General features: G+C 50.8%; 24 protein-coding genes. 11 read left to right on the top strand and 13 right to left on the bottom strand.

Annotation, left to right across the window (positions count from 1 at the left end; all coding sequences use genetic code 11):
* The first annotated feature begins 2 nt into the window (after positions 1 to 2).
* The 7 genes from DP091_RS23410 to DP091_RS23380 all read left to right on the top strand — a co-directional run bounded on the left by DP091_RS23410 (position 3) and on the right by DP091_RS23380 (position 5164).
* On the top strand, positions 3 to 749 hold the full coding sequence (locus tag DP091_RS23410; protein ID WP_113060512.1) for an ABC transporter permease: 747 nt from the start codon (positions 3 to 5) through the stop codon (positions 747 to 749).
* Between the two features lie 20 nt (positions 750 to 769).
* Positions 770 to 2002 (top strand): sensor histidine kinase, encoded by a 1233-nt coding sequence (locus DP091_RS23405; protein ID WP_113060511.1) that lies wholly within the window; start codon positions 770 to 772, stop codon positions 2000 to 2002.
* Positions 1935 to 2546 (top strand): response regulator transcription factor, encoded by a 612-nt coding sequence (locus DP091_RS23400; protein ID WP_113060510.1) that lies wholly within the window; start codon positions 1935 to 1937, stop codon positions 2544 to 2546. The genes DP091_RS23405 and DP091_RS23400 overlap by 68 nt, the downstream gene beginning before the upstream one ends.
* A 171-nt stretch (positions 2547 to 2717) precedes the next feature.
* Entirely contained in the window at positions 2718 to 3086 is a 369-nt protein-coding gene (locus DP091_RS23395) for a GntR family transcriptional regulator (protein ID WP_071219476.1), read from the top strand.
* Positions 3087 to 3091: 5 nt separating this feature from the next.
* Positions 3092 to 3970, top strand: a complete 879-nt coding sequence (locus DP091_RS23390; RefSeq protein ID WP_113060509.1) for an ATP-binding cassette domain-containing protein — start codon at positions 3092 to 3094, stop codon at positions 3968 to 3970.
* Entirely contained in the window at positions 3963 to 4652 is a 690-nt protein-coding gene (locus tag DP091_RS23385) for a hypothetical protein (protein ID WP_113060508.1), read from the top strand. The genes DP091_RS23390 and DP091_RS23385 overlap by 8 nt, the downstream gene beginning before the upstream one ends.
* A gap of 59 nt (positions 4653 to 4711) precedes the next feature.
* The gene (locus DP091_RS23380; protein WP_113060507.1) at positions 4712 to 5164 is read left to right on the top strand and encodes a hypothetical protein; all 453 of its coding nucleotides are present in this window, start codon (positions 4712 to 4714) and stop codon (positions 5162 to 5164) included.
* A gap of 85 nt (positions 5165 to 5249) precedes the next feature.
* Here the strand turns inward: DP091_RS23380 and DP091_RS23375 are convergent, their stop codons facing one another.
* The 13 genes from DP091_RS23375 to DP091_RS23320 all read right to left on the bottom strand — a co-directional run bounded on the left by DP091_RS23375 (position 5250) and on the right by DP091_RS23320 (position 14788).
* Positions 5250 to 6263, bottom strand: a complete 1014-nt coding sequence (locus DP091_RS23375) for a serine hydrolase domain-containing protein (RefSeq protein WP_113060506.1) — start codon at positions 6261 to 6263, stop codon at positions 5250 to 5252.
* Positions 6264 to 6424: 161 nt separating this feature from the next.
* Positions 6425 to 6619, bottom strand: coding sequence for a hypothetical protein (locus DP091_RS23370; protein WP_113060505.1), 195 nt, complete (start codon positions 6617 to 6619; stop codon positions 6425 to 6427).
* Positions 6620 to 6840: 221 nt separating this feature from the next.
* Complete coding sequence (locus tag DP091_RS31470; protein ID WP_164762893.1) at positions 6841 to 7017, bottom strand: hypothetical protein; 177 nt, start codon at positions 7015 to 7017, stop codon at positions 6841 to 6843.
* Positions 7018 to 7121: 104 nt separating this feature from the next.
* On the bottom strand, positions 7122 to 7871 hold the full coding sequence (locus DP091_RS23365; protein ID WP_113060504.1) for a DUF3891 family protein: 750 nt from the start codon (positions 7869 to 7871) through the stop codon (positions 7122 to 7124).
* Between the two features lie 22 nt (positions 7872 to 7893).
* Positions 7894 to 8097, bottom strand: coding sequence for a DUF4177 domain-containing protein (locus DP091_RS23360; RefSeq protein ID WP_113060503.1), 204 nt, complete (start codon positions 8095 to 8097; stop codon positions 7894 to 7896).
* A gap of 68 nt (positions 8098 to 8165) precedes the next feature.
* Complete coding sequence (locus DP091_RS23355; protein WP_113060502.1) at positions 8166 to 8627, bottom strand: NUDIX domain-containing protein; 462 nt, start codon at positions 8625 to 8627, stop codon at positions 8166 to 8168.
* Between the two features lie 195 nt (positions 8628 to 8822).
* Positions 8823 to 8972 (bottom strand): hypothetical protein, encoded by a 150-nt coding sequence (locus DP091_RS31465; RefSeq protein ID WP_181469903.1) that lies wholly within the window; start codon positions 8970 to 8972, stop codon positions 8823 to 8825.
* 153 nt (positions 8973 to 9125) lie between these two features.
* Positions 9126 to 9743: a cytochrome c oxidase subunit 3 family protein gene (locus tag DP091_RS23345; RefSeq protein WP_258394665.1), complete on the bottom strand. Its 618-nt coding sequence runs from the start codon at positions 9741 to 9743 to the stop codon at positions 9126 to 9128.
* A gap of 104 nt (positions 9744 to 9847) precedes the next feature.
* The gene (locus tag DP091_RS23340; RefSeq protein ID WP_113060499.1) at positions 9848 to 10954 is read right to left on the bottom strand and encodes a VanZ family protein; all 1107 of its coding nucleotides are present in this window, start codon (positions 10952 to 10954) and stop codon (positions 9848 to 9850) included.
* Between the two features lie 302 nt (positions 10955 to 11256).
* On the bottom strand, positions 11257 to 11670 hold the full coding sequence (locus tag DP091_RS23335; RefSeq protein ID WP_113060498.1) for a hypothetical protein: 414 nt from the start codon (positions 11668 to 11670) through the stop codon (positions 11257 to 11259).
* A gap of 84 nt (positions 11671 to 11754) precedes the next feature.
* Positions 11755 to 12411, bottom strand: coding sequence for an HAD family hydrolase (locus DP091_RS23330; RefSeq protein ID WP_113060555.1), 657 nt, complete (start codon positions 12409 to 12411; stop codon positions 11755 to 11757).
* A 96-nt stretch (positions 12412 to 12507) separates the two neighbouring features.
* Entirely contained in the window at positions 12508 to 13200 is a 693-nt protein-coding gene (locus DP091_RS23325; protein WP_113060497.1) for a response regulator, read from the bottom strand.
* Positions 13178 to 14788 carry an ATP-binding protein gene (locus tag DP091_RS23320; RefSeq protein ID WP_113060496.1) on the bottom strand — a complete coding sequence of 537 codons (1611 nt, stop codon included), beginning with the start codon at positions 14786 to 14788 and terminating at the stop codon, positions 13178 to 13180. The genes DP091_RS23325 and DP091_RS23320 overlap by 23 nt, the downstream gene beginning before the upstream one ends.
* 257 nt (positions 14789 to 15045) lie before the next feature.
* Here DP091_RS23320 and DP091_RS23315 point away from each other — a divergent pair, with 257 nt between their 5' ends.
* The 4 genes from DP091_RS23315 to DP091_RS23300 all read left to right on the top strand — a co-directional run bounded on the left by DP091_RS23315 (position 15046) and on the right by DP091_RS23300 (position 19577).
* Positions 15046 to 16053, top strand: coding sequence for a Bug family tripartite tricarboxylate transporter substrate binding protein (locus tag DP091_RS23315; RefSeq protein ID WP_113060495.1), 1008 nt, complete (start codon positions 15046 to 15048; stop codon positions 16051 to 16053).
* 64 nt (positions 16054 to 16117) lie between these two features.
* On the top strand, positions 16118 to 16573 hold the full coding sequence (locus DP091_RS23310; RefSeq protein WP_113060494.1) for a tripartite tricarboxylate transporter TctB family protein: 456 nt from the start codon (positions 16118 to 16120) through the stop codon (positions 16571 to 16573).
* A gap of 18 nt (positions 16574 to 16591) precedes the next feature.
* A complete protein-coding gene (locus DP091_RS23305; RefSeq protein ID WP_113060493.1) occupies positions 16592 to 18118 on the top strand; it encodes a tripartite tricarboxylate transporter permease in 1527 nt (508 codons plus the stop codon).
* Between the two features lie 37 nt (positions 18119 to 18155).
* Positions 18156 to 19577, top strand: coding sequence for an NAD-dependent malic enzyme (locus DP091_RS23300; RefSeq protein WP_113060492.1), 1422 nt, complete (start codon positions 18156 to 18158; stop codon positions 19575 to 19577).
* The last annotated feature ends 48 nt before the right edge of the window (positions 19578 to 19625 follow it).

The following is a 19625-nucleotide window of genomic DNA, read 5'->3' as shown; positions in this document are numbered from 1 at the left end:
CGATGACAACCTGGAAACTGATCACCTTGCAGTGCAAAATGGAATTACTCCGAATGGTACGCAATCCGTATTATATTTTCTGGTCTTTGGCCATGCCAATTCTGTTCTATTTCATCTTTACGCGGGTCGTGAACACGGGGGCCGACGATGCCGGACAATGGCAGGCCCACTATCTCATGTCGATGGCGTCCTTCAGTGTCATGGGCACCGCCATCATGTCGCTCGGCATTCGCCTCGTGCAAGAGAGAGTCCAGGGCTGGGCTGTATATATGCGGGTAACACCGCTTCCTGGCAGCGTGTATTTCTTTGGCAAAATGTTTGTGCAGACGGTTATGCACCTGCTCTGCATCCTCGTCATTTTCGTAGCCGGCTACCTGATTAACGGAGTCTCCCTCACCTACGGACAATGGCTGCTCAGCGGACTATGGATTCTGATCGCATCCGTCCCGTTTCTTGCCATCGGTACCTTGATTGGATCCATGAAACGGGTCGATACGGCAAGCGGCGTCAGCAACGGCATCTACTTAGGGCTGGCCGTTACGGGCGGGATGTGGTTCCCGATCGAAGCGATGCCTTCCATCATGCAAGCCATCGGCAAGTGGATGCCCTCCTATCATTTTGGCGGAGGTGCGTGGTCAATCGTTCGCGGAGAAGCGCCGGGATTGGATAATTTCATGGTTTTGGCAGGATATTTGGCAGTATTTATGTTACTATCCACCTATATTCGGAAAAAACAACAAGCCGATTAAGGGGATAGGATGATGGCTTCATGAAAAAATTGAAAGACGCGAAGTCCGCGGGATTTGAGGTTTTTCCAACGCAATTGGGGTTTTTCCCCTATCTGTGGCTCATTTATATATCTCTGCCCATAATTAACATGATGAGCGAAGAAGGCTGGAAGATGGGGATTGGATATACGCTGATTGCCTTGTTTCTCCTCACGTACCGCCAGCTTTACTTCGCTGCTGACACACCTCGTTTTTTCTGGTGGCTCGGCATTCAGATGTCCATCATTTTCATTCTCTGCATGTGGTACCACCCCACCTATATGTATATGGGGTTCTTCACAGCCAATTTCATTGGCTGGTATACCGACCGGCGCAATTTCACGATATCCCTTGTGCTGTTTGCCATCATAGAGGTTGTTCCCTTAATCAAAAACGCAAGCATGCTGGGATGGAGGGATCTGGTCTTTATGATTCCTTTCTTTCTCATCATGCTGTTCTCACCCTTCGGCATCCGCTCTCTAAACCGGCGGCAGCAGCTGGAGAAGGAGCTCGCGCAGGCTAACGAGCAGATCCGCAATTTGATTAAAGGCGAAGAGCGGATGCGTATCGCCAGAGATCTTCACGACACCTTGGGTCATACCCTGTCTCTCATCACGTTGAAGAGTCAGCTTGTGGAGAAGCTGGCGGTTAAGGATCCCGAGAAAGCCCAAATGGAGGCCCGGGAGATTCAGAACACCTCGCGGGCCGCACTTCGCCAAGTGCGTGAGCTGGTATCCGACATGCGGACCGCCACCTTGCCCGAGGAACTGGTCGAGGCCCAGATCATTCTGGAGAGCGCCGATATCCAGTTTAGCTGTGCCGGTAATCCGAAGCTGGAGGGAATTTCCGACCTGGCCCACAATATTCTAAGCCTCTGCTTACGGGAAGCCGTAACCAATGTGGTGAAGCACAGTCAGGCGAGCCAGTGCCGGATTGCCATCGAGTCGCTGGGCAATGAGTGGCGGCTTGAGGTGGCCGATGATGGGGTTGGTCTTCATAGCAAGGAAGAAGTTCCATCAGCTTCATCCAACAGTAACGGCCTGAAAGGCATGGCGGAGCGGCTTTCCCTCATCGGGGGCACCGTTGAGGTCAGCTCCGAGGCACAAGGCACGGTATTAGTGATTCATGTTCCGATCATCATCAAGAACCGGAAGGAGGACACTTCCCATGAGCATCAAAGTGCTGATCGCCGAGGACCAGAGAATGCTGCGCGGCGCTCTGGCTTCCTTGCTTGATTTTGAAGACGATATTGATGTGATTGGTCAAGCCGGCGACGGCGATGAAGCGCTGTCCCTGATTGCCTTGCATCAACCTGACGTATGCCTGCTCGATATCGAAATGCCTGTGCGCAGCGGTCTCGAAGTGGCGGAGGAAGTAAAGCTGCGCGGTTATCCCAGCCGGGTCATCATCCTGACCACTTTTGCTAGGCCCGGTTATTTCGAGCGGGCCGTGCAGGCGGGCGTTCAGGGTTACCTGCTTAAGGATGAGCCCAGCGAACGGCTTGCAGAAGCTATCCGCCGAGTCATGGATGGACGGCGGGAGGTCTCCCCAGAGCTCGTATTCGGTACGCTGTCAGGTGCGGGTGCCAATCCGCTGACCGAACGCGAACGGGAAGTGCTGCGAATGGCTGCCGACGGTAACAGTTCTAATGAAATTGCGTCGAAGCTCCACTTATCCTACGGGACTGTCCGCAACTATATGTCCGAAATCTTAAGCAAACTGAGTGCCAAGAACCGAATCGAAGCTATCTCGATGGCAGAGGAGAAGGGCTGGATTTAGGCCCTCACACCTTGCTCACACACCTCCCCCCGTCTCTTCAAGACGGGGCTTTTTGTGCTTCGCATCGAAAACGGGCCAACGTTTGGCCTTTTATTTTCTTTTTTGGTTGACACATCTTTCCACTTGGCATTATAGTATGTTACAAGACTAACATACTGACAGGGTGATATCATGAATTCCAGGTTTGACGAAGGACAGCCGATTTTTCAGCAAATCGCAGATATGATTGAGGATGACATATTGAACGGGACATACCAAGCGGATGATCAGATTATCTCGATGTCGCAGTTTGCGAGTACTTTTCAGGTCAATCCCGCTACAGCTGTAAAAGGCATTGCCCTGCTTGTCAATGAAGGGATTTTGTACAAGAAAAGGGGGCTGGGCATGTTTGTTGCAGCAGATGCCAAACAGATCATATTGACCAAGCGGCAGGACCGGTTTTACAACGAACTCGTATTGAAGCTGCTTGATGAGGCGGAAAAGCTTGAATTGACCACCGACGATGTTATAGAAATGATCAAACAGAGAGATAGGAGATGAGCGAGATGAATGCAATACTTACCTGTTCCAACCTGAGCAAGAGTTACGGGCGTACGGAAGCGGTTCGAAATCTGGAGCTCCAGCTGGAAGAGAATACGATCTATGGCCTGCTGGGCCGCAATGGCGCCGGAAAGACCACGCTGCTTAATATGATGACCGGGGGATCTTTTCCCGACGATGGCAGCATCCAGATCTCGGGTGTCAAGCTTAAGCATGGGGAAACCCCAAAAGGGGTCTGTTACGTAAGAGAGAAGAATTTGTTCTTCGGCGGTGCCAAGGTGATTGAAGTGCTGCGCTTGGCATCGGCCTTTCACGAGAACTGGGACTGGGACTATGCCCAGAGCCTGCTGAAGACATTCAAGCTGAACCCGGACAAAAAAATCCGCCAGCTATCACGGGGAATGGAGTCTTTGGTCGGAAACATTATCGGTCTGGCCAGCCGAGCCCCGATTACCGTATTTGACGAACCGGTGCTGGGATTGGATGTGCTCATGCGAGAGAGATTTTATCGCGTTCTGGTTGAGGATTATGCCAATCATCCCCGGACCATCCTGCTCTCGACCCATCTGATTGATGAGATCGCAACCGTTGTTGAGAAAGTTTACATCATGGATTCCGGGGCTATATTATTGCATGACGATGTTGACCATATCCGTGCCAATCCCCATCTGTTGACCGGGAACCAGGAGCAAGTCGAACTGTTTACGAAGGATTGCCACGTGATCTATAAAGAATCTTACGGGAAAGGTTCGTTAACCGCGATATATGGAGCCATCCATGAGGCAGACCGTGCACAAGCCAACAAGCTTGGTATCGCTATTGACGGTTTACCGCTGCAAAAGTTTTTCTCCTATTTGATCGAAGGAGGCCAATCCATTGAATAAAACCACTGCGCTCATGAGGGCTTCATTTCTTCAGCTTCGACCTTATCTCCTGGTGATGCTGGGCACTGTTGCGATAAGTATGATTACAAATGTAATCGTAAGCCTGTCTCTTGGAGACAGCACGGAGAATACGCAGGTGTCTGCGGCCAATCTCCTCATCGTGTTCCTTATATTTGTAGGCAGCGTGCTCCCGGCAGGCTTGTTCCGGCGGGTAATGAATTTGGGAGCTACACGAAAAGAATATTATGTTGGCATGCTTCTGGTTTACTCCATATGGTCCGCCATTTTTGCTGTCCTCAATATCATCTGGTTACAATTGGAGATCAGCTTTATACGACAATACGAGAATACCTTCAACATCCTTGAAATCTTTGGGTGGACTCAATTTGGAATCGTTGGCATGTTCTTCTATCAATTCGGCGCTTACCTGCTTCTTATTTCACTACTGAATCTGTTGTTTTCCGGTCTACGTCACATTATGGGCTGGGTGATCTGGGTGGTATTTATTGCGGCAATCCCGATCTTTACCTCCATTCCTTCACTCCGGCATACGCTGGCTGACGGCTTGCTGGCCCTTCTCTTCAACGATTCGCTGCTACAAGGGCTTGGGCTCACGCTGATTATCTCCCTCGTTCTGCTTGCAGGAGGCTGGTGGTTCACGGCCAGACGCACCATCGTTTAATCCCGTTTCCCCTAACAACGTGTTATTGTATCACTCTAGCACGAAAGGAATGATGAATCTTGAAAAAGGATGCTGTCCCCTCTGAGGTGTTCCAGTCCTTTCTGTTATGGGTCATTGCCATCGGTGCAGGGGTATTCGAGATGGCTCTGGCGGTTATCGATTCGATATCCAGCCAAACGGGTTCTGGAATTGTCGGTATTCTCACTCAAGTCGCAGCACGAACCATGATGTTCGCTGTCCTGGTCTACATCATGATCAGAATGCTTCGGGGTAAGAATTGGGCCCGTATCACACTCGCTTTGTTTTTAGGCGGGTTTGGCATGCTCTCCCTTATCATTGACCCCATCAAATGGCTCCTAACGGGCGGTTCTCTTTGGGACGTATTTGCTAATGCAGACAATATTTCCATCCTGTTTGCCTCCAGCCGTATCCTTCATGTGATCGCCGTTGTTGCAGCCTTGATTTTTATGTTCAGGCCCGCGGCGAATCGGTATTTCAAAGCTGAATTGTAAGTCTCAGCATCCGCTTGATCTTGGGATCAACAGAGCAACAGCCCCTGACCTATTCAAGGCTCGGGGCTGTTTCATATAGGTCAGATCACTTCAGCCATTCTTCCTCGATGAACTGCATCATTTCAAAAGCGCCGCCAGCGGCATTGGAAGCCACTACAAGGGTATGACCGGTGGCCGGATAATAAGCAGACCGAAAATTCACCCCCGGATCATAGCCCATGACGTGATATTTAAACACATCCTCATTTTTCTTGCCAATCCACACGCCAAGCCCGTAATGCAGTTCACTGTCCGGAACGTGTATATGTGAAGCCAACAGCTTCTCCGTCATGGATGCGGCGAGCAGCGTATTGTTCATCAGCGATCTCCATAACTTGATCATGTCCGGTACCGTCACATAGGCCCCGCCATCGGCATAACCTCGAATCGGAATGGCATACTGGTTCGTTCTCCACGTGCCGTCTTCCTCATCAATATACCCGTAAGCCGTATTCGCGGGCAGACGATCCAGCGGAAAATATCCCGAATTCTCCATGCCGCACGGCTCCAATACAAACTGCTGGACGTAGTCGCGAAACGGCATTCCGGTCTGCTGTTCAACGATCAGGCCAAGCACCACGAATCCTGCGTTGTTGTAATGAAACCTTTCACCTGGCTGAAATTTCATGCGCTCATCCCGGAACAGAGGAAGGAAATCCCTTCCATTACGGAGTGTATACATGGGAATTGTCTTCCACAGATCCTCAAAATCCTCCATAACCTCTTCATCAAAGTAATCCGGAATACCCGAGCTGTGACTCAACAAATGAAAAACGGTAATCTCCGGGTTAAAATTAGGCAGCGGAATATCAAGACAATCGCTTAGCTTGCTGTCCAGCGACAGCTTGCCCTGTTCGATAAGCTGACAAACCGCAATCGCGGTGAACAGCTTACAGCCTGAGGCAATGCCAAACCTGGTGTCTGCTTGATTCGGGATCTGATCGGCCCGGTTTGAATAACCAAAGGCACCATTCCATACAATGTTGTCATTTTCGTCGGTTACGAGCACAGCACCCGAAAAACGAATGCTGGCAGCAAATTCCTCTATTTTATGTATCATCGCAAATCCCCTTCCTTTTTCTAGTTAGGGGTATTTTACCACTTATCCTGAATGAGGGTCTCGGTATAAGATCAATATAATGAAATATTCCCCTGATACTTGAACGCTTCGGTCACAGTCTTCCAGTGGGAGTTTATATATTATGTTGATTCGCTTCGATCCTAATATCTCCACATCATCAGCAGGATCACCGGGACTGCAAAAATAAGCAACCCGGCACCAATCATCGAAGCGACCTGCAGCATGAATGTGCGCTTCGCTGGACCGGACGACTGCAGCATTCCGCATTGAGCGCATCTGTTAGAGGCAGGGTATACCTCGCCGCCGCAGCTGACACAATTCCCATTATTCCTCATGAATAACGCTCCTTTACTTGGAAAGACTACATCGACATCTAAACAGACTATTTGTGAATATTATCACATAAATGTGATAACAAGTAAAGGCATAAATGATTCATATTCCACGTCAACCCTTCGCTCCTCCAGAGCAAAGTTGCTCCATGTCAACCTAAAAACAGGAAGCACGGGGCTCCCTGTTTTACATTTTCAAGCTTATTTCTTTTCTACCCGAGGTTTTATTTGTTCTTGGCATGCAAAACCAAGTTTCCTACTCCACCAATCGCAAACAACAGTGAAACGACTCCAAATCCCCACTGCCAAGAGCTTCGATCCGTAATGAAAACAACCACCAAGAACGCTATCGCAGCCAAAAAATTAAGCAGTGCTACGATCAAAAATTCTTTTTTCTTCATTATTCATCCTCTACATTCCTACAGAATCAAATCTGTTCCAGTCTATAACCCACTGTTGTGATCATATCATATTTTTGCGATGAAAGATGACCGTTTATATGAAATTACGGTACAAAAGTAACCGTCTGCTCCGTCCACGCCGCTTCATGAAATGCCCTGGCCACTCCCTGCTGACCAATCTTCGCCTTCAACACGTACTTCCACTTCACCGAAGCCGGCCATGCCTGATCGAACAGAAACGGACGCAATCGAATCTCACGCTCGCTTGCCCAGGACGCCTTGACCCTTTCCCCATCGATCGACATATTGAAGCCCTCTTGGAACCAAGGATGCTCCTGATCCTTGGGAACACCGGGTGCATTCATATTTACATAGAGCGAGATGTCATCGCACAGCTGCAGCAGGCCAAACTGCCTGTTAACCACATCTTCATCGGGGAATGAAACCTGTTCACGCAGTCTTTTTTGCCGTTCCGTCTCCGAATGGTAGAATTCCACCAGCGGCGCTTCTGTCGCATTTTTCATAAATGACGCAAAATGAAGGCTGCAGAGATACCCTGCATAAGGACTCATCGCTTCGATCTCATCAACACCCTTGGTATACATTAGCATTTTCGGCTGGACCGGATAATCCATAAAAGTATACGGAGTCCGGCTCTCGTCATTCCATATCGGCGTGTCATCCATCCGAAGCCAAGCGCGATCATGCTCGGTTATAGCCAGCAGTACTTCTTCCAATACAGACTCATCCATAAACAGCTCTCGCCGGAAGCCCCGGGCAACATCGCCCGAGAATCGGCCATGATCGTCCTGAGTGGTCATCACAAAAGCATCCTCTGTCTCGCGAATGATCATCAGATCGTCTCCCCTCTATTCTCTACCCCAGATATGCTCTTCGCTTCATAACGGCAATGATGTCTCTGGACTGGCCCTGATGCACGCTCGTATCAAAGCACGAGATTAATTCCCAGCCGTCAATTCCGTAGCTGTTCAATAAATCCTCGAATTCCTCCTCGTCCACCTTGCCTCCAAGGAATCCTCCTGTTTTGTATTTCAGCGTTTTGTATTCCCATTGATCCATACGCGGCATCCTCCATCATCTCAATTAGAATTTAGACCACAAACTTGAACATTTTCTATAAGATAAAATCAATTCGTATCGCCAACATAGCAAACGACGGGGCGCGCAGCCTTATCCTGAAGTGGCTTAACCAGGGAGCGAGGGTATACCCGAATATCATCCAATGCGGACAGATCGATCCATTCCACGCCCACCTGGTATTCATCCGGGTTATGGCCAAGAAAGGTATCCCCTGCATCCGCCAATCTGCACTCAAAATAAAACTCCACTTGGTGCACATCGGAATCCCATTCCGCAAACTCGTGGTTGGCCCCTATGTATTCACGGACGTGCAGCAGGTCGCGAACTTCCACCTTACGCCCGATTTCCTCCTGACACTCTCTGATCACCGCCTGCACCAAGGTTTCCCCTTTTTCTTGTCCGCCGCCAGGGAACAGATAGAAATCCCCCAAATGGTCTACGTTTTTCGTTAGCAGAATTTGATGATTCCGCATAATGACGGCCTTGGCCGAGTTTCGTATCGGTTTCATGAGCTGTCTCCTTATCGTATCGGTTTCTAGTTCTGTATTCTATTGTAGCAAATATAAATCCTCCATGAGTCGGCCTGCAACTCGTGCAAATACATGAATGTAATAAGCCGGTGTCCTATGAGCATGCTCAAAGAATACCGGCTATGTTATAACACTATAACACATCATGAATAAGTGCCTAGCTCCCGTAGCCATCTAGCGCCTATATGAGCCACTCGTCCGCTTTCTTCGAACAACGGCCGCTACGCACACAACGATCAGCGGGATGAACCCCGCCGCTATCCAATCCTTCATGATCTCCCACGGAACACGGGACCCGCCATACTCACCCTCATAACGAGCCATGACATAGCCTTCCTGCGTCTCAACCGCGATGGCGGATTCCGTAGTAATTCCTAGGATGGCATCAGCGGTATTTTCATATACCATTCTGTACGATGGAAATTCAACATGGTCCCTCGGATATCAGAGTCATGTACCTTCATTCGTAATGTGTTGCTATTTGACCTGATTGCTGCTCCCATCGACGATCAGCTCGATGCCCGGCTCGTTTATTCCGCCTGATACACCGTATGAAGCATCGATTTGCCCTGTCGAACCCTCAAAGGTTTCTTCGATCTGCACCACCCCTCGTGGCCGAACCGTTACCGCCTTAGGCTCGAAATCAACCATCTTCCCGCCAATATTAACGCTTAGCGGGCGTACCATAACCTGCTGCTCGGTGCCATAACTGTAAATATAAATCTGGCAGTGTGCCCGAATAGCATCATCCTCTGAGCGATAATCACACTTGCTGTCTTTCCTGGAATAGGACACGGTGGATATTCCGCTCGAATTATAATTCACCACATACATCACAAACTCTGATATGAATGGAAAAATAACGATCCATGCAACACAGCCGATCATCACCCGGCTCATGATCTTCGGATAACGGGGGCGATACATGCGGACCACCCGCAGGATACCGACCATCAACAAAATCAGACCGGTAATTACAGGCAGATGAAAGCCATAATTGCCTTCCTTAGTCCATGGCGAGATCCCTGCCCAGCGGAACAGATCATCCCCGAACGAATAGCCCAGATGCTGATTGGAAATAAACAGCAACCCCACGATGATTGCGGAAATGGAGAGGATTTTACCTTTCAGTTATATCTCCTCCTCGGCGAACCCGTTTTCCACATTATAACAAATAGGAGACCCTGTGGTAACCTTAATTAATCAATCTTGGTTAATGGTTTATTCTCTACAATACCCAGCCTCGTTCCGCTCTTGGCTTCATGCAGCAGCTTCCGGTCACGATGGATGAGACATAGCAGCGCATGGATACACACAACGCCGTCCAGAAGCAATACCCCTAGTGCATACATGGCAGCCAGGACCTGTGAACCCAAGACATTAACGGTAATAAGCAAGGCATGAAGTCCACCCCATACCACATATAACAAACCGTTACGGATAATAACTTCCTTCAACTTCAGATGTTCCACTGCACCACGAATCTGGACCCGGACAATCCACTTGCCCAGCGTCTGTCCCTGCATCATATAAGGCAGCACGATATGATATAAAATGACGACAATAAAATACGCACCCCTCACGTTCAGTACGGTCAACACGCCGATGATCGGCAGCACGATCCCTGCATCAATGCCAAAAGCGATCGCCCGGCGCGTATAACTGACCCGTTTCTGCGACAGATCCACCGTCTCGTCCAATCGATCCAGGCGTGGCAGGTGATTTTTCATCCAATCCGCGAGCACGAATCCAATCATCCCACCCATGGTATTCAACAGCAGATCATCCACATCAAACAACCGGTAAGGGTGATCATAGATGCCGTAAATGCCGGTCACCTGGGTCACCTCGAAGAACAGCGATAGTCCGAATGAGGCCACCAAGCATGTAACCCAGGATGCCCGAGCGTAATAACGCAGGAACATACCGAACGGGACCACGAGAAATACGTTAAACACAACCTGCAAGAAGGCTCTTTCCTTAAATAAATGCAGGTAAGTCGAGGGCACGGCCCATACCACCTTGGTCTCCTTCAATATATCCTGTATAAAATTCAGCGGAATCCACTGCATGACCGAGGCTACATTCATCGGGGCATTGTGCCGCGAGGCAGGCAAAGGAAGGAGCACCAGATACACCGCGTTCATCATGTAGAGCAGAAATAGATACAGCAGAAACCCCCGGAATTTATTAAAATAACCATATTTGCGATACTGCACAATCAGAAAGGGAACTGCGCACAGCAAAGCCGCTATGGGAAAGGTTAAAAATGCATAAGATATAGGAAACAGATAGGCTTCCAGCATGCTCTTCGTTCACTCCCTCTGTGATGTTCTACTTATAAGTTACAGGATCAAGTTTAAATGATGGGGATTCCTTCGTTTAAAATGCGTTTAAAAAACGCATACCCGCGTCATTATCGGCCCTGCTGTTACCCCGGGGGTTACGGTTTACCCCAAAACCGAATAACCCACACCAGCAGTGTGGGCAGGAGCACCATATGCAAGACGCATTTGAGTGAATGTCATCGGAATAGCATGGTCATCGTTCCTACCTTCACGCATTGGTTGACGGGAGCCAGCCCCAGTACAGCTTCCATCAAGTCCCGTTATTTCTTCTGGTTACGCGCAGCTTTTCCAAAGCTGATCTTCCTGGGAAGTCCCAGCGTGAACTGCTCACGATGCCCGCTCCACTCTATCTTTAGGGTTAGATCCTTGTTAGGGTTCATCATATCAAGCAGATGCTCCAAATCAAGCTTCCCTTTGGTTTCCTTCACGGCAGCATAGTCGATCCCCACGACGATTTCGCCCTCCATAAAGTGGCCCGCCATATCCTCCAGCCGATAGTCTACTTTGCCATGGTCGAGAGGTTCCTTTCCTAAGTATTGCAGCTTCAGCTTTCCACCAAGCGAATCCTGAAACACGGTAAACTTCGCATTGATTTTATCCTGATGGGTAATGGCATAAGTTGCTTTCCACTTCTCACCCTTGCCTGTTAAGGTCATGGTTTTATTTCGATTCACGTGGACACCCCTCCTCACCCAGCACAACCAGTTATCCCGCTTAGGCTCATATCATAATAACGAGGAGGCATAGGGAATGGTTCTTCATTTTTGCAAATAATTCATAATCTCAAGCAAATCGGTAATCTCCCCATCCTTGGCGAAGTCCGGATCATAGTAGGGATCCCGCTTCCAGATGCCCTTCATGCCGATACGCCGGCTTGCGGTTACGTCGTTGTCCGGATGGTCTCCGACATAGATCGATTCTTCGGCCTTTGATTTAAGACGGCTTAATGTGTTGGTAAAAATCCTTGGATCGGGCTTGCGTAAGCCCTCCCATTCCGAAATCGCGATAATATCAAAATAAGGCTCGATGCCGAGTCCCTTGATATTGTTATATTGAAATTCGCCGTAACCATTGGAGATCAGTCCGAGTTTTATTCCCTTCCCTTTCAAGCTGTCCAACGCTGCATGCAGATTGGGGAAACCGACGCAATGTTGATGGAACTCGGATATGTAATCGGTCAGGAGGGTATCCCATGGCAGAGGCAGAGCAAACTCCTCGGTTAACTGACGATACACTTGGTCCTTCCACACATATCCTCTGCGATCCAGCTCAACAAACCGTCTCACATACACCTCTCTATCCACTGACGCATCATGGAGCAATAAACGATCATATTGGTCTTGTACGAAGCGAACCAGTGATGTATCGCGGTCAAGCAGAGTTCCGTCCAGATCAAAAACAACGGTTCTAATCATAGATAGCGTCCATCCTTTCTCTGAGAATACAGGTAATAGCTTAAGCGATAACCCTGCAAGCTTAGGAGAGTTGCCGAAAACCATCATCCCTGTTATTTAATCCTCCGCTTTCCGGTATACTCGTTCCGGCCTGCCCACCGTGCCGTAGGAAATATCCGCCACGAGGACGCCCTTCTCCACGAAGTACTCCAGATATCTTCTTGCTGTCGTTCGGCTGAAGCCTCCACGCTTGCCCAATTCCTCCGCGGTCCACACGTCCCCGGACGCCTCGATGTAGGACAGGATTTTCTCGCTCGTCAGTTTATCGATGCCTTTTGGAAAATACGCTTCCCTGTCCATCCGTTCACCGGCACGCCATAACAGCTGGTCGATGCCCTGTTGATCGATCTGCTTGTTCGCGCCGCCGAGCTGCTTCATCTGCTCGTAATATTTTTGATAAGCTCTCAGCTTCTCCTGGAAACGATCGAAGACCACCGGCTTGATCATAAAATCGTACACTCCGCCGCGAATCGCCTCCCGCACCGTATCGAATTCCTTGGCTGCCGTTATAATAATAACATCGGTATTCGGATATCCCCGTTGTATATGCTGCAGCAGATCCAATCCCGACATATCGGGAAAATACAAATCCAGCAGCACCAGATCAGGTGCCAGAATATCCAGCTGCTCATGCGCCTGGGCCCGATCCGTTGCAATGCCGACGACCTCGAAGCCCTCTACCTTCTCAACGAACCGTTGATTAATGCTGGCAATACGCACATCATCCTCAATGATTGCTACCCGAATCATGAACATCTCCCCTTGTTTTTGGTATCTTGACCGTGAACACGGCCCCGCCTTCAGGTACGTTGCGAAAAGCAATGGTACCCTGCAGCTGCTGTATGGTCCCACTGACGATCGATAGGCCAAAACCTCGATTGCGCTCCCCCTTGGTGGAGTAACCCAACTCAAACAGTCGATCCGTCCCAGCCTCGGCAATACCGGTCCCGCTGTCGGATACTTCGATCATTAATTCATTGGCCTGATCGTGTAACTCTATCCTTACCCATCTATTCTCCGATTTGGATCCCATTGCCGCCTCCATGGCGTTGTCGATCAAATTACCGATAATAGTAACGAGCTGGTTTCGGCTAATATGACCGGGAATGTCTTTAAAGGAACTGCTCCGGTCGATCTCAACCTTCACCTTCAACTCGCTTCCGCGATTAAACTTTCCAATAAGAATGCCGCCGATGATGGGATCGGGAATCTCCTGCAGCAGGAATTGAATCAGGTTCTGGTGCACATCGGTCTCATGCGTAATCAGATCCATCGCCTCCTGGTACGATTCCAGCTGAATCAGGCCGTATATCGTATACAGCTTGTTGGAATATTCGTGCGTCTGCGCGCGCAGCGCTTCCGTATATCTCTTCACCTGCGTAAGCTCTTCGGTCAAGTGCAGCAGCTCGGACTTGTTTCGAAAGCTGGAGACCGCCCCTACTATCCGATGCTCATGATCATAGATAGGCAGCCGGTTTACCACAACCGCATGATCGTTAATGAACATCTCTTGATCTTTCTCTGCTACCCCGGTCTGCATCACCTCCAGCAGCCTGGTGCCCGGGATAACGTCCTGAATATACTGCCCGGCGATCGCCCTGCGCTCCTCCGGATCGATCAGCATCATGGCTGTATGGTTGGCCAACGTTACGATGCCCTCCCGATTGACAGCGATAATGCCTTCATGAATCGTTTCCAGAATCGCCCGTTTCTCTTGATATAATAAGCCAATTTCCTTGGGCTCCAGCCCGTGAATGGATCGCTTGACGCTGGACGATATCCAGATAGCGCCGCCACATCCCAGGATTAACGCAATTCCTGCAAAGAACAGGACACGATTGCGATACGATTGTGCCGATATTTCGATATCCTTCATCAAAATGCCGACCGATACGATACCGATGATTTCATTCTTGTCATTGTAGATCGGCGTCTTCCCCCGAAGCGAGGGTCCCATGGAGCCAATCGCCTTCGATATGATGCTCATGCCCTGCAGTACCGGGCCGTTGTCGCCACCGACCATCTCTTTGCCGATCCGATCGGCGAGCGGATGCGCATAACGGATCCCTTCTCGGTTACCGATGACGATATACTCCGCGTCCGTCTCCAGCCGAATTTCCTCCACCACAGGCTGAATAATGGCAGACGGGTTCTCTTCCTCGAACGCGTCCTGAATGACGTCCATCTCCGCCACGGCCTTCGCCAGCTTTAATGCCGAAGCGCCAACGCTCTTCTCCAGCGTTGTGACGAGCAGCCGCTCAAAACTGAAGGTCAAGGCGACAATAACAGAAAACAAAAGGGTGCCTATAAGCAGAATCAATCTCGTCTGTAAACGCATTCATATTCCTCCAAAAGGATTGTCGCCATAAACGCGGCTCTGATTTCCCTATTGTATTCTAGATCACATCTATAACAATAGTCTCTGAGGAAAATCGGCCGTGAATTTTATGAACAAAATTAGCGAAATGAAGCTTTTTCAACTTATGGCACAATTCTATTCAAGCCAGATTCTCGATGATAGTATAGAGGAATCCCATAAAGTAAGCGCTTACAGTAATTACGAGCATTGGTTGTCCATAAAGGAGGAACTTATTCATGCTAAAACGAACCGGCTTCACAATCATAGCTTCTGCACTTGTCCTGGCAATGAGCCTGACAGCCTGCAGCACTTCCGGGAGCAGCACCGGCGAATATCCGAAAAAACCATTTATCGTGACCGCGCCTTCAGGCGCCGGCGGTGGATGGGACAAAACGGCCCGTTCCCTCACCAAAGTATTAACGGAAACGAAGCTCATCGAACAGACCATGACGGTTGAGAATAAGCCCGGCGGCGGCGGGACCGTATTTCTCGCGGAATACGTAGCAAAAGACAACGAAGATCCCTACAAGCTGTTCGTGAGTTCTCCGCCCATTCTCATTAACAATCTGAAAAAAGAAGGGAACAGTCCATTTGGCTACAAAGACGTGACACCGCTCGCCCAAATGACCAAAGACTTTGGAGCGATTGCCGTACCGGCAAACTCTAAATTCACCGATCTGCAATCGCTGATCGACGCGATCAAAGCCGATCCGACTTCGGTCACGCTAGCTGGCGGCTCCGCTCCGGGCTCGATGGACCACTTGATCAGCGTTCTGCCCGCATTCAAATCCGGCGTGGATCCGAGAACCGTGAAGTACTTATCCTATGATGGCGGCGGCGAAGCCATCGCGGCCCTCCTCGGCAACAATGCCGACGCGATTGGCACGGACATCTCTTCGCTCGGCAGTTACTTGAAAGCCGGCAAGATCAAAATCCTGGCCGTTACTTCAAGTGAACGCCTGGGCGGAGACTTCGCGGATGTACCGACCCTGAAGGAGCTCGGTCTGGATGCCGAATTTACGATCTGGCGCGGCGTATTCGGCCCGAAGGGACTGACGGAAGAACAGCTAGCCTACTGGGATAAAACGCTGAAGGACCTCTCCGAGAACGAAGCATGGCAGAAAGAGCTGGTTGCCAACGACTGGGCAAGCGAATACCGAAACGCTGCTGACTTCAAGGCATTCCTTGAAGAACAGGAGCAAGACGTACAGGAGCTGCTCACAGCGCTGGGCATGCAGAAATAAGCCTTGGAGCTGAAGGGAGCGGTGCGCTCCCCTCTCCCGTTTCATCCTTGAGGAGGTGTCCACCTTGAACAGAACGTTTGACCGCTACGCCAGCATCGTATTTCTGCTCCTTGGCATCGGCTTTATGTGGCAGAGTGCCAAGATCAGCTCATCCGCGTACGGAAGCACCGTTGGCCCTAACATTTTCCCGTTCGGCCTCGGGCTGGCGCTTGTGCTGCTGAGCATTCGTTTGTTTTATGAGGCCCTGAAAGCCAAGCCGACGGAGAACCGTACAGAGAAACTGGACTACAAACGGTTCTTCATGATTTTTGCGGCAGCCTTTCTCTATGCCTATATCCTGGAATTCATCGGATATATCATCGGTACCTTCCTGTTCCTCCTGTTTGCGTTTCAGACGCTGGAACGAGGCAAGTGGCTGAAATCCATTCTAATCTCCGCGCTGTTCTCCGGCGGCGTGTACGTCATCTTTGTCGTCTTGCTGGAAGGCTCCATGCCGGGCTTCCCGTCTTGGCTATCATGAGCATGGGAGGAATCTACAATGAATGTTCTGGATTATCTGGCGGACGGTTTTATGACCGCCTTACAGTGGCATAACCTGCTCTTCGCTTTTTTAGGCGTGCTGATCGGTACTTCGGTCGGGGTGCTTCCCGGCATCGGTCCGATGAGCGGTGTCGCGCTTCTGATCCCCGTCACCGCCTCCATGACTAGCGGCTTGCCGGCGGAAGCGGCAGCAACCAGCTCAATCATTCTGCTGGCAGGCGTTTATTATGGAGCCATGTATGGCGGATCTACAACTTCGATTCTGCTGAACACGCCCGGAGAGTCCTCTTCTGTCGTTACGACGCTGGACGGCTACCAGATGGCGAAGCAAGGAAGGGCAGGCCCCGCATTGTCCATCGCTGCGATCGGCTCGTTCGCAGCCGGGCTCTTCGCGCTTGTGGCATTGATCGCGCTGGCGGAGCCTTTATCCAATGTAGCGATTAAATTCGGCCCAGCTGATTATTTCTCGCTCATGCTGCTGGGACTCTGTGCGGTAAGCGGGCTTGCAGGCAAATCGATCACCAAGGCGCTCATCATGACCGTATTCGGTCTGCTGCTCGCTACCATCGGGATGGATACCGTATCCGGCGTCGCCCGATTCACCTTCGATATCCCCATCCTGTACTCCGGACTAGAATTTCTAACGATTGCCGTCGGTTTGTTTGCCCTTGGCGAAGTGTTTAAATCCATCCTGGAGAGGGACTACGCAGCGGGTCCAACTTCCAAGATCGGCCGCATCCTGCCGACACGCCAAGACTTGAAGGATAGCGCGGCACCGATTGCCCGCGGCTCGATCCTCGGCTTCTTTATCGGCATCCTGCCGGGCGCCGGCGCAACGCTTGCTTCCTTCTTCAGTTATATCGTTGAGAAAAAGGTTAGCAAGCATCCCGAATCCTTCGGCAAAGGCAACATCGCTGGCGTTGCTGCACCCGAGTCGGCCAACAATGCGGCATCCGGAGGCGCTATGATCCCTCTGCTGACACTCGGTATTCCGGGTTCCGGAACAACTGCCATCCTGATGGGGGCGCTCATCATGTACAACATCCAACCAGGCCCGCTTCTGTTCGAGGAGCACCCTCAAGTTGCATGGGGACTGATCGCCAGCATGCTCATCGGTAACCTGCTTCTGCTTGTACTGAACATGCCGCTGGTCAAGGTATTCGCTAAAGTCATCCAGACCCCGGCCAAATACCTCATACCAATCATCATTGCCATCTCCATCTTCGGCGTTTACGCCGTTCAAGCACAGATCTTTGACCTGATCCTGCTGCTCATCTGCGGCATTGCCGGCTTCCTGCTGGCCCGCAATGACTTTCCGCTCGCGCCGCTGGTGCTCGGACTCGTGCTGGGTCCCATGATCGAGAACAATATGCGCCGGGCGCTGACCACATCCAACGGCGACTTTATGATCTTCCTGCAGAAGCCGATGTCGCTGGCATTCCTCATCATCGCCTTGCTCTGGATTATCGTTCCGATTCTACTCAAGCGAAGAGGCAAGGAAGTTGTCGTGAACGAAGAAGGCTAACCCATCATACGTATATCGATAAGCTAAGGAGGCAGTCATGAATACCAGCAAACTAGGCGGCAAAAGTATCATCGCAAGAATCGAGATGCATACGGAAGAAGCAAGCTTCGGGCAAGTAACGGCCGCCATCTTCGAGGCGGGAGGCGATATCGTGGCCATTGACGTCATTCAGACAAGTAAGCATACGACGATTCGCGACGTCACCATCACGGTGATCGACACCATTGACATCGACATTATTGCCGAGCGCATTCGCAGCATCTCCGGTGTTCAGCTGCTGCATCTATCTGACCGCACCTTCCTGCTCCATCTTGGAGGAAAGATTGAAACCAAGCTGAAAGCGCCGATCCAGAACCGTGACGACCTCTCCCGCGTGTATACGCCGGATGTAGCTCGCGTATGCATGGCGATCCACGAAGAACCGCGTAAAGCCTTTACGCTTACCGTTAAGCGTAACACCGTAGCCGTCATCTCCGACGGCAGCGCCGTCCTGGGACTTGGCAATATTGGCCCCTATGCGGCCATGCCGGTGATGGAAGGCAAGTCGATGCTCTTCAAGCAGCTGGCGGATGTGGACTCCTTCCCGATCTGTCTGGATACGCAGGATACCGAGGGCATCATTACGGCGATCAAAGCGATCGCTCCCGCGTTTGGCGGTATCAATCTGGAGGATATCTCCTCGCCGCGATGCTTTGAGATTGAGCAGCGTCTACGCGAGGAATTGGACATCCCGGTGTTCCATGACGACCAGCACGGAACCGCCGTCGTCCTGTATGCAGCCTTGATCAATGCGCTGAAGGTCGTCGGTAAATCCGTAGAGAATCTGAAGGTTGTCGTCTGCGGCATTGGCGCAGCCGGCGTTGCCTGCAGCAAAATACTTATGTCGGCGGGCGTGAAGAACATCATCGGCGTCGATCGCCTCGGCGCCCTGACCTCCGATCAGACATATGACCATCCTATGTGGCAATGGTACGCCAGCAACACCAACCCCGAACGGCGTTCAGGCTCGCTTCAAGACGTCATCCGGGGCGCCGACGTATTCATCGGCTTGTCTGCTGGCGGAATCCTGAAGAGAAAGGATGTTCAGACGATGGCAGAGCGACCGATCGTCTTCGCGATGGCCAATCCGATCCCGGAGATTCTGCCGGAGGAGGCGGAGGATATCGCGGGTGTCATTGCAACAGGCCGCTCGGATTATCCGAACCAGATTAACAACGTGTTATGTTTTCCGGGTATTTTTCGCGGCGCCCTGGATTGCCGAGCCTCTGCCATCAACGAGGAGATGAAACTCGCCGCAGCCGAAGCGATTGCATCGGCGGTCACGGACAAGGAACGGAGCCGACATTACATCATCCCGAGCGTATTCAATCAGCAAGTCGTCAGCGGCATCCGGGACCTTGTCATCCAGGCAGCCATCCGAACCGGCGTAGCACGCCGTATTCCAAGGGAATACCGCTAACGATTACGATTCCATGAAACGGGGAGGATTCGCCAAGCACCAGCCGCA

This window comes from Paenibacillus sp. MDMC362 (assembly GCF_003269305.1).
Classification (GTDB): Bacteria; Bacillota; Bacilli; order Paenibacillales; family Paenibacillaceae; genus Paenibacillus_AQ.
This window is presented reverse-complemented; position numbering and strand designations above follow the sequence as displayed.

Bases quoted from the DNA above. Each gene is read 5' to 3' on its own strand.
- DP091_RS23410 (WP_113060512.1), top strand. From the start codon at position 3: ATGACAACCTGGAAACTGATCACCTTGCAGTGCAAAATGGAATTACTC.
- DP091_RS23405 (WP_113060511.1), top strand. From the start codon at position 770: ATGAAAAAATTGAAAGACGCGAAGTCCGCGGGATTTGAGGTTTTTCCA.
- DP091_RS23400 (WP_113060510.1), top strand. From the start codon at position 1,935: ATGAGCATCAAAGTGCTGATCGCCGAGGACCAGAGAATGCTGCGCGGC.
- DP091_RS23395 (WP_071219476.1), top strand. From the start codon at position 2,718: ATGAATTCCAGGTTTGACGAAGGACAGCCGATTTTTCAGCAAATCGCA.
- DP091_RS23390 (WP_113060509.1), top strand. From the start codon at position 3,092: ATGAATGCAATACTTACCTGTTCCAACCTGAGCAAGAGTTACGGGCGT.
- DP091_RS23375 (WP_113060506.1), bottom strand. From the start codon at position 6,263: ATGATACATAAAATAGAGGAATTTGCTGCCAGCATTCGTTTTTCGGGT.
- DP091_RS23370 (WP_113060505.1), bottom strand. From the start codon at position 6,619: ATGAGGAATAATGGGAATTGTGTCAGCTGCGGCGGCGAGGTATACCCT.
- DP091_RS31470 (WP_164762893.1), bottom strand. From the start codon at position 7,017: ATGAAGAAAAAAGAATTTTTGATCGTAGCACTGCTTAATTTTTTGGCT.
- DP091_RS23365 (WP_113060504.1), bottom strand. From the start codon at position 7,871: ATGATCATTCGCGAGACAGAGGATGCTTTTGTGATGACCACTCAGGAC.
- DP091_RS23360 (WP_113060503.1), bottom strand. From the start codon at position 8,097: ATGGATCAATGGGAATACAAAACGCTGAAATACAAAACAGGAGGATTC.
- DP091_RS23355 (WP_113060502.1), bottom strand. From the start codon at position 8,627: ATGAAACCGATACGAAACTCGGCCAAGGCCGTCATTATGCGGAATCAT.
- DP091_RS31465 (WP_181469903.1), bottom strand. From the start codon at position 8,972: ATGGCTCGTTATGAGGGTGAGTATGGCGGGTCCCGTGTTCCGTGGGAG.
- DP091_RS23340 (WP_113060499.1), bottom strand. From the start codon at position 10,954: ATGCTGGAAGCCTATCTGTTTCCTATATCTTATGCATTTTTAACCTTT.
- DP091_RS23330 (WP_113060555.1), bottom strand. From the start codon at position 12,411: ATGATTAGAACCGTTGTTTTTGATCTGGACGGAACTCTGCTTGACCGC.
- DP091_RS23325 (WP_113060497.1), bottom strand. From the start codon at position 13,200: ATGATTCGGGTAGCAATCATTGAGGATGATGTGCGTATTGCCAGCATT.
- DP091_RS23320 (WP_113060496.1), bottom strand. From the start codon at position 14,788: ATGCGTTTACAGACGAGATTGATTCTGCTTATAGGCACCCTTTTGTTT.
- DP091_RS23315 (WP_113060495.1), top strand. From the start codon at position 15,046: ATGCTAAAACGAACCGGCTTCACAATCATAGCTTCTGCACTTGTCCTG.
- DP091_RS23305 (WP_113060493.1), top strand. From the start codon at position 16,592: ATGAATGTTCTGGATTATCTGGCGGACGGTTTTATGACCGCCTTACAG.
- DP091_RS23300 (WP_113060492.1), top strand. From the start codon at position 18,156: ATGAATACCAGCAAACTAGGCGGCAAAAGTATCATCGCAAGAATCGAG.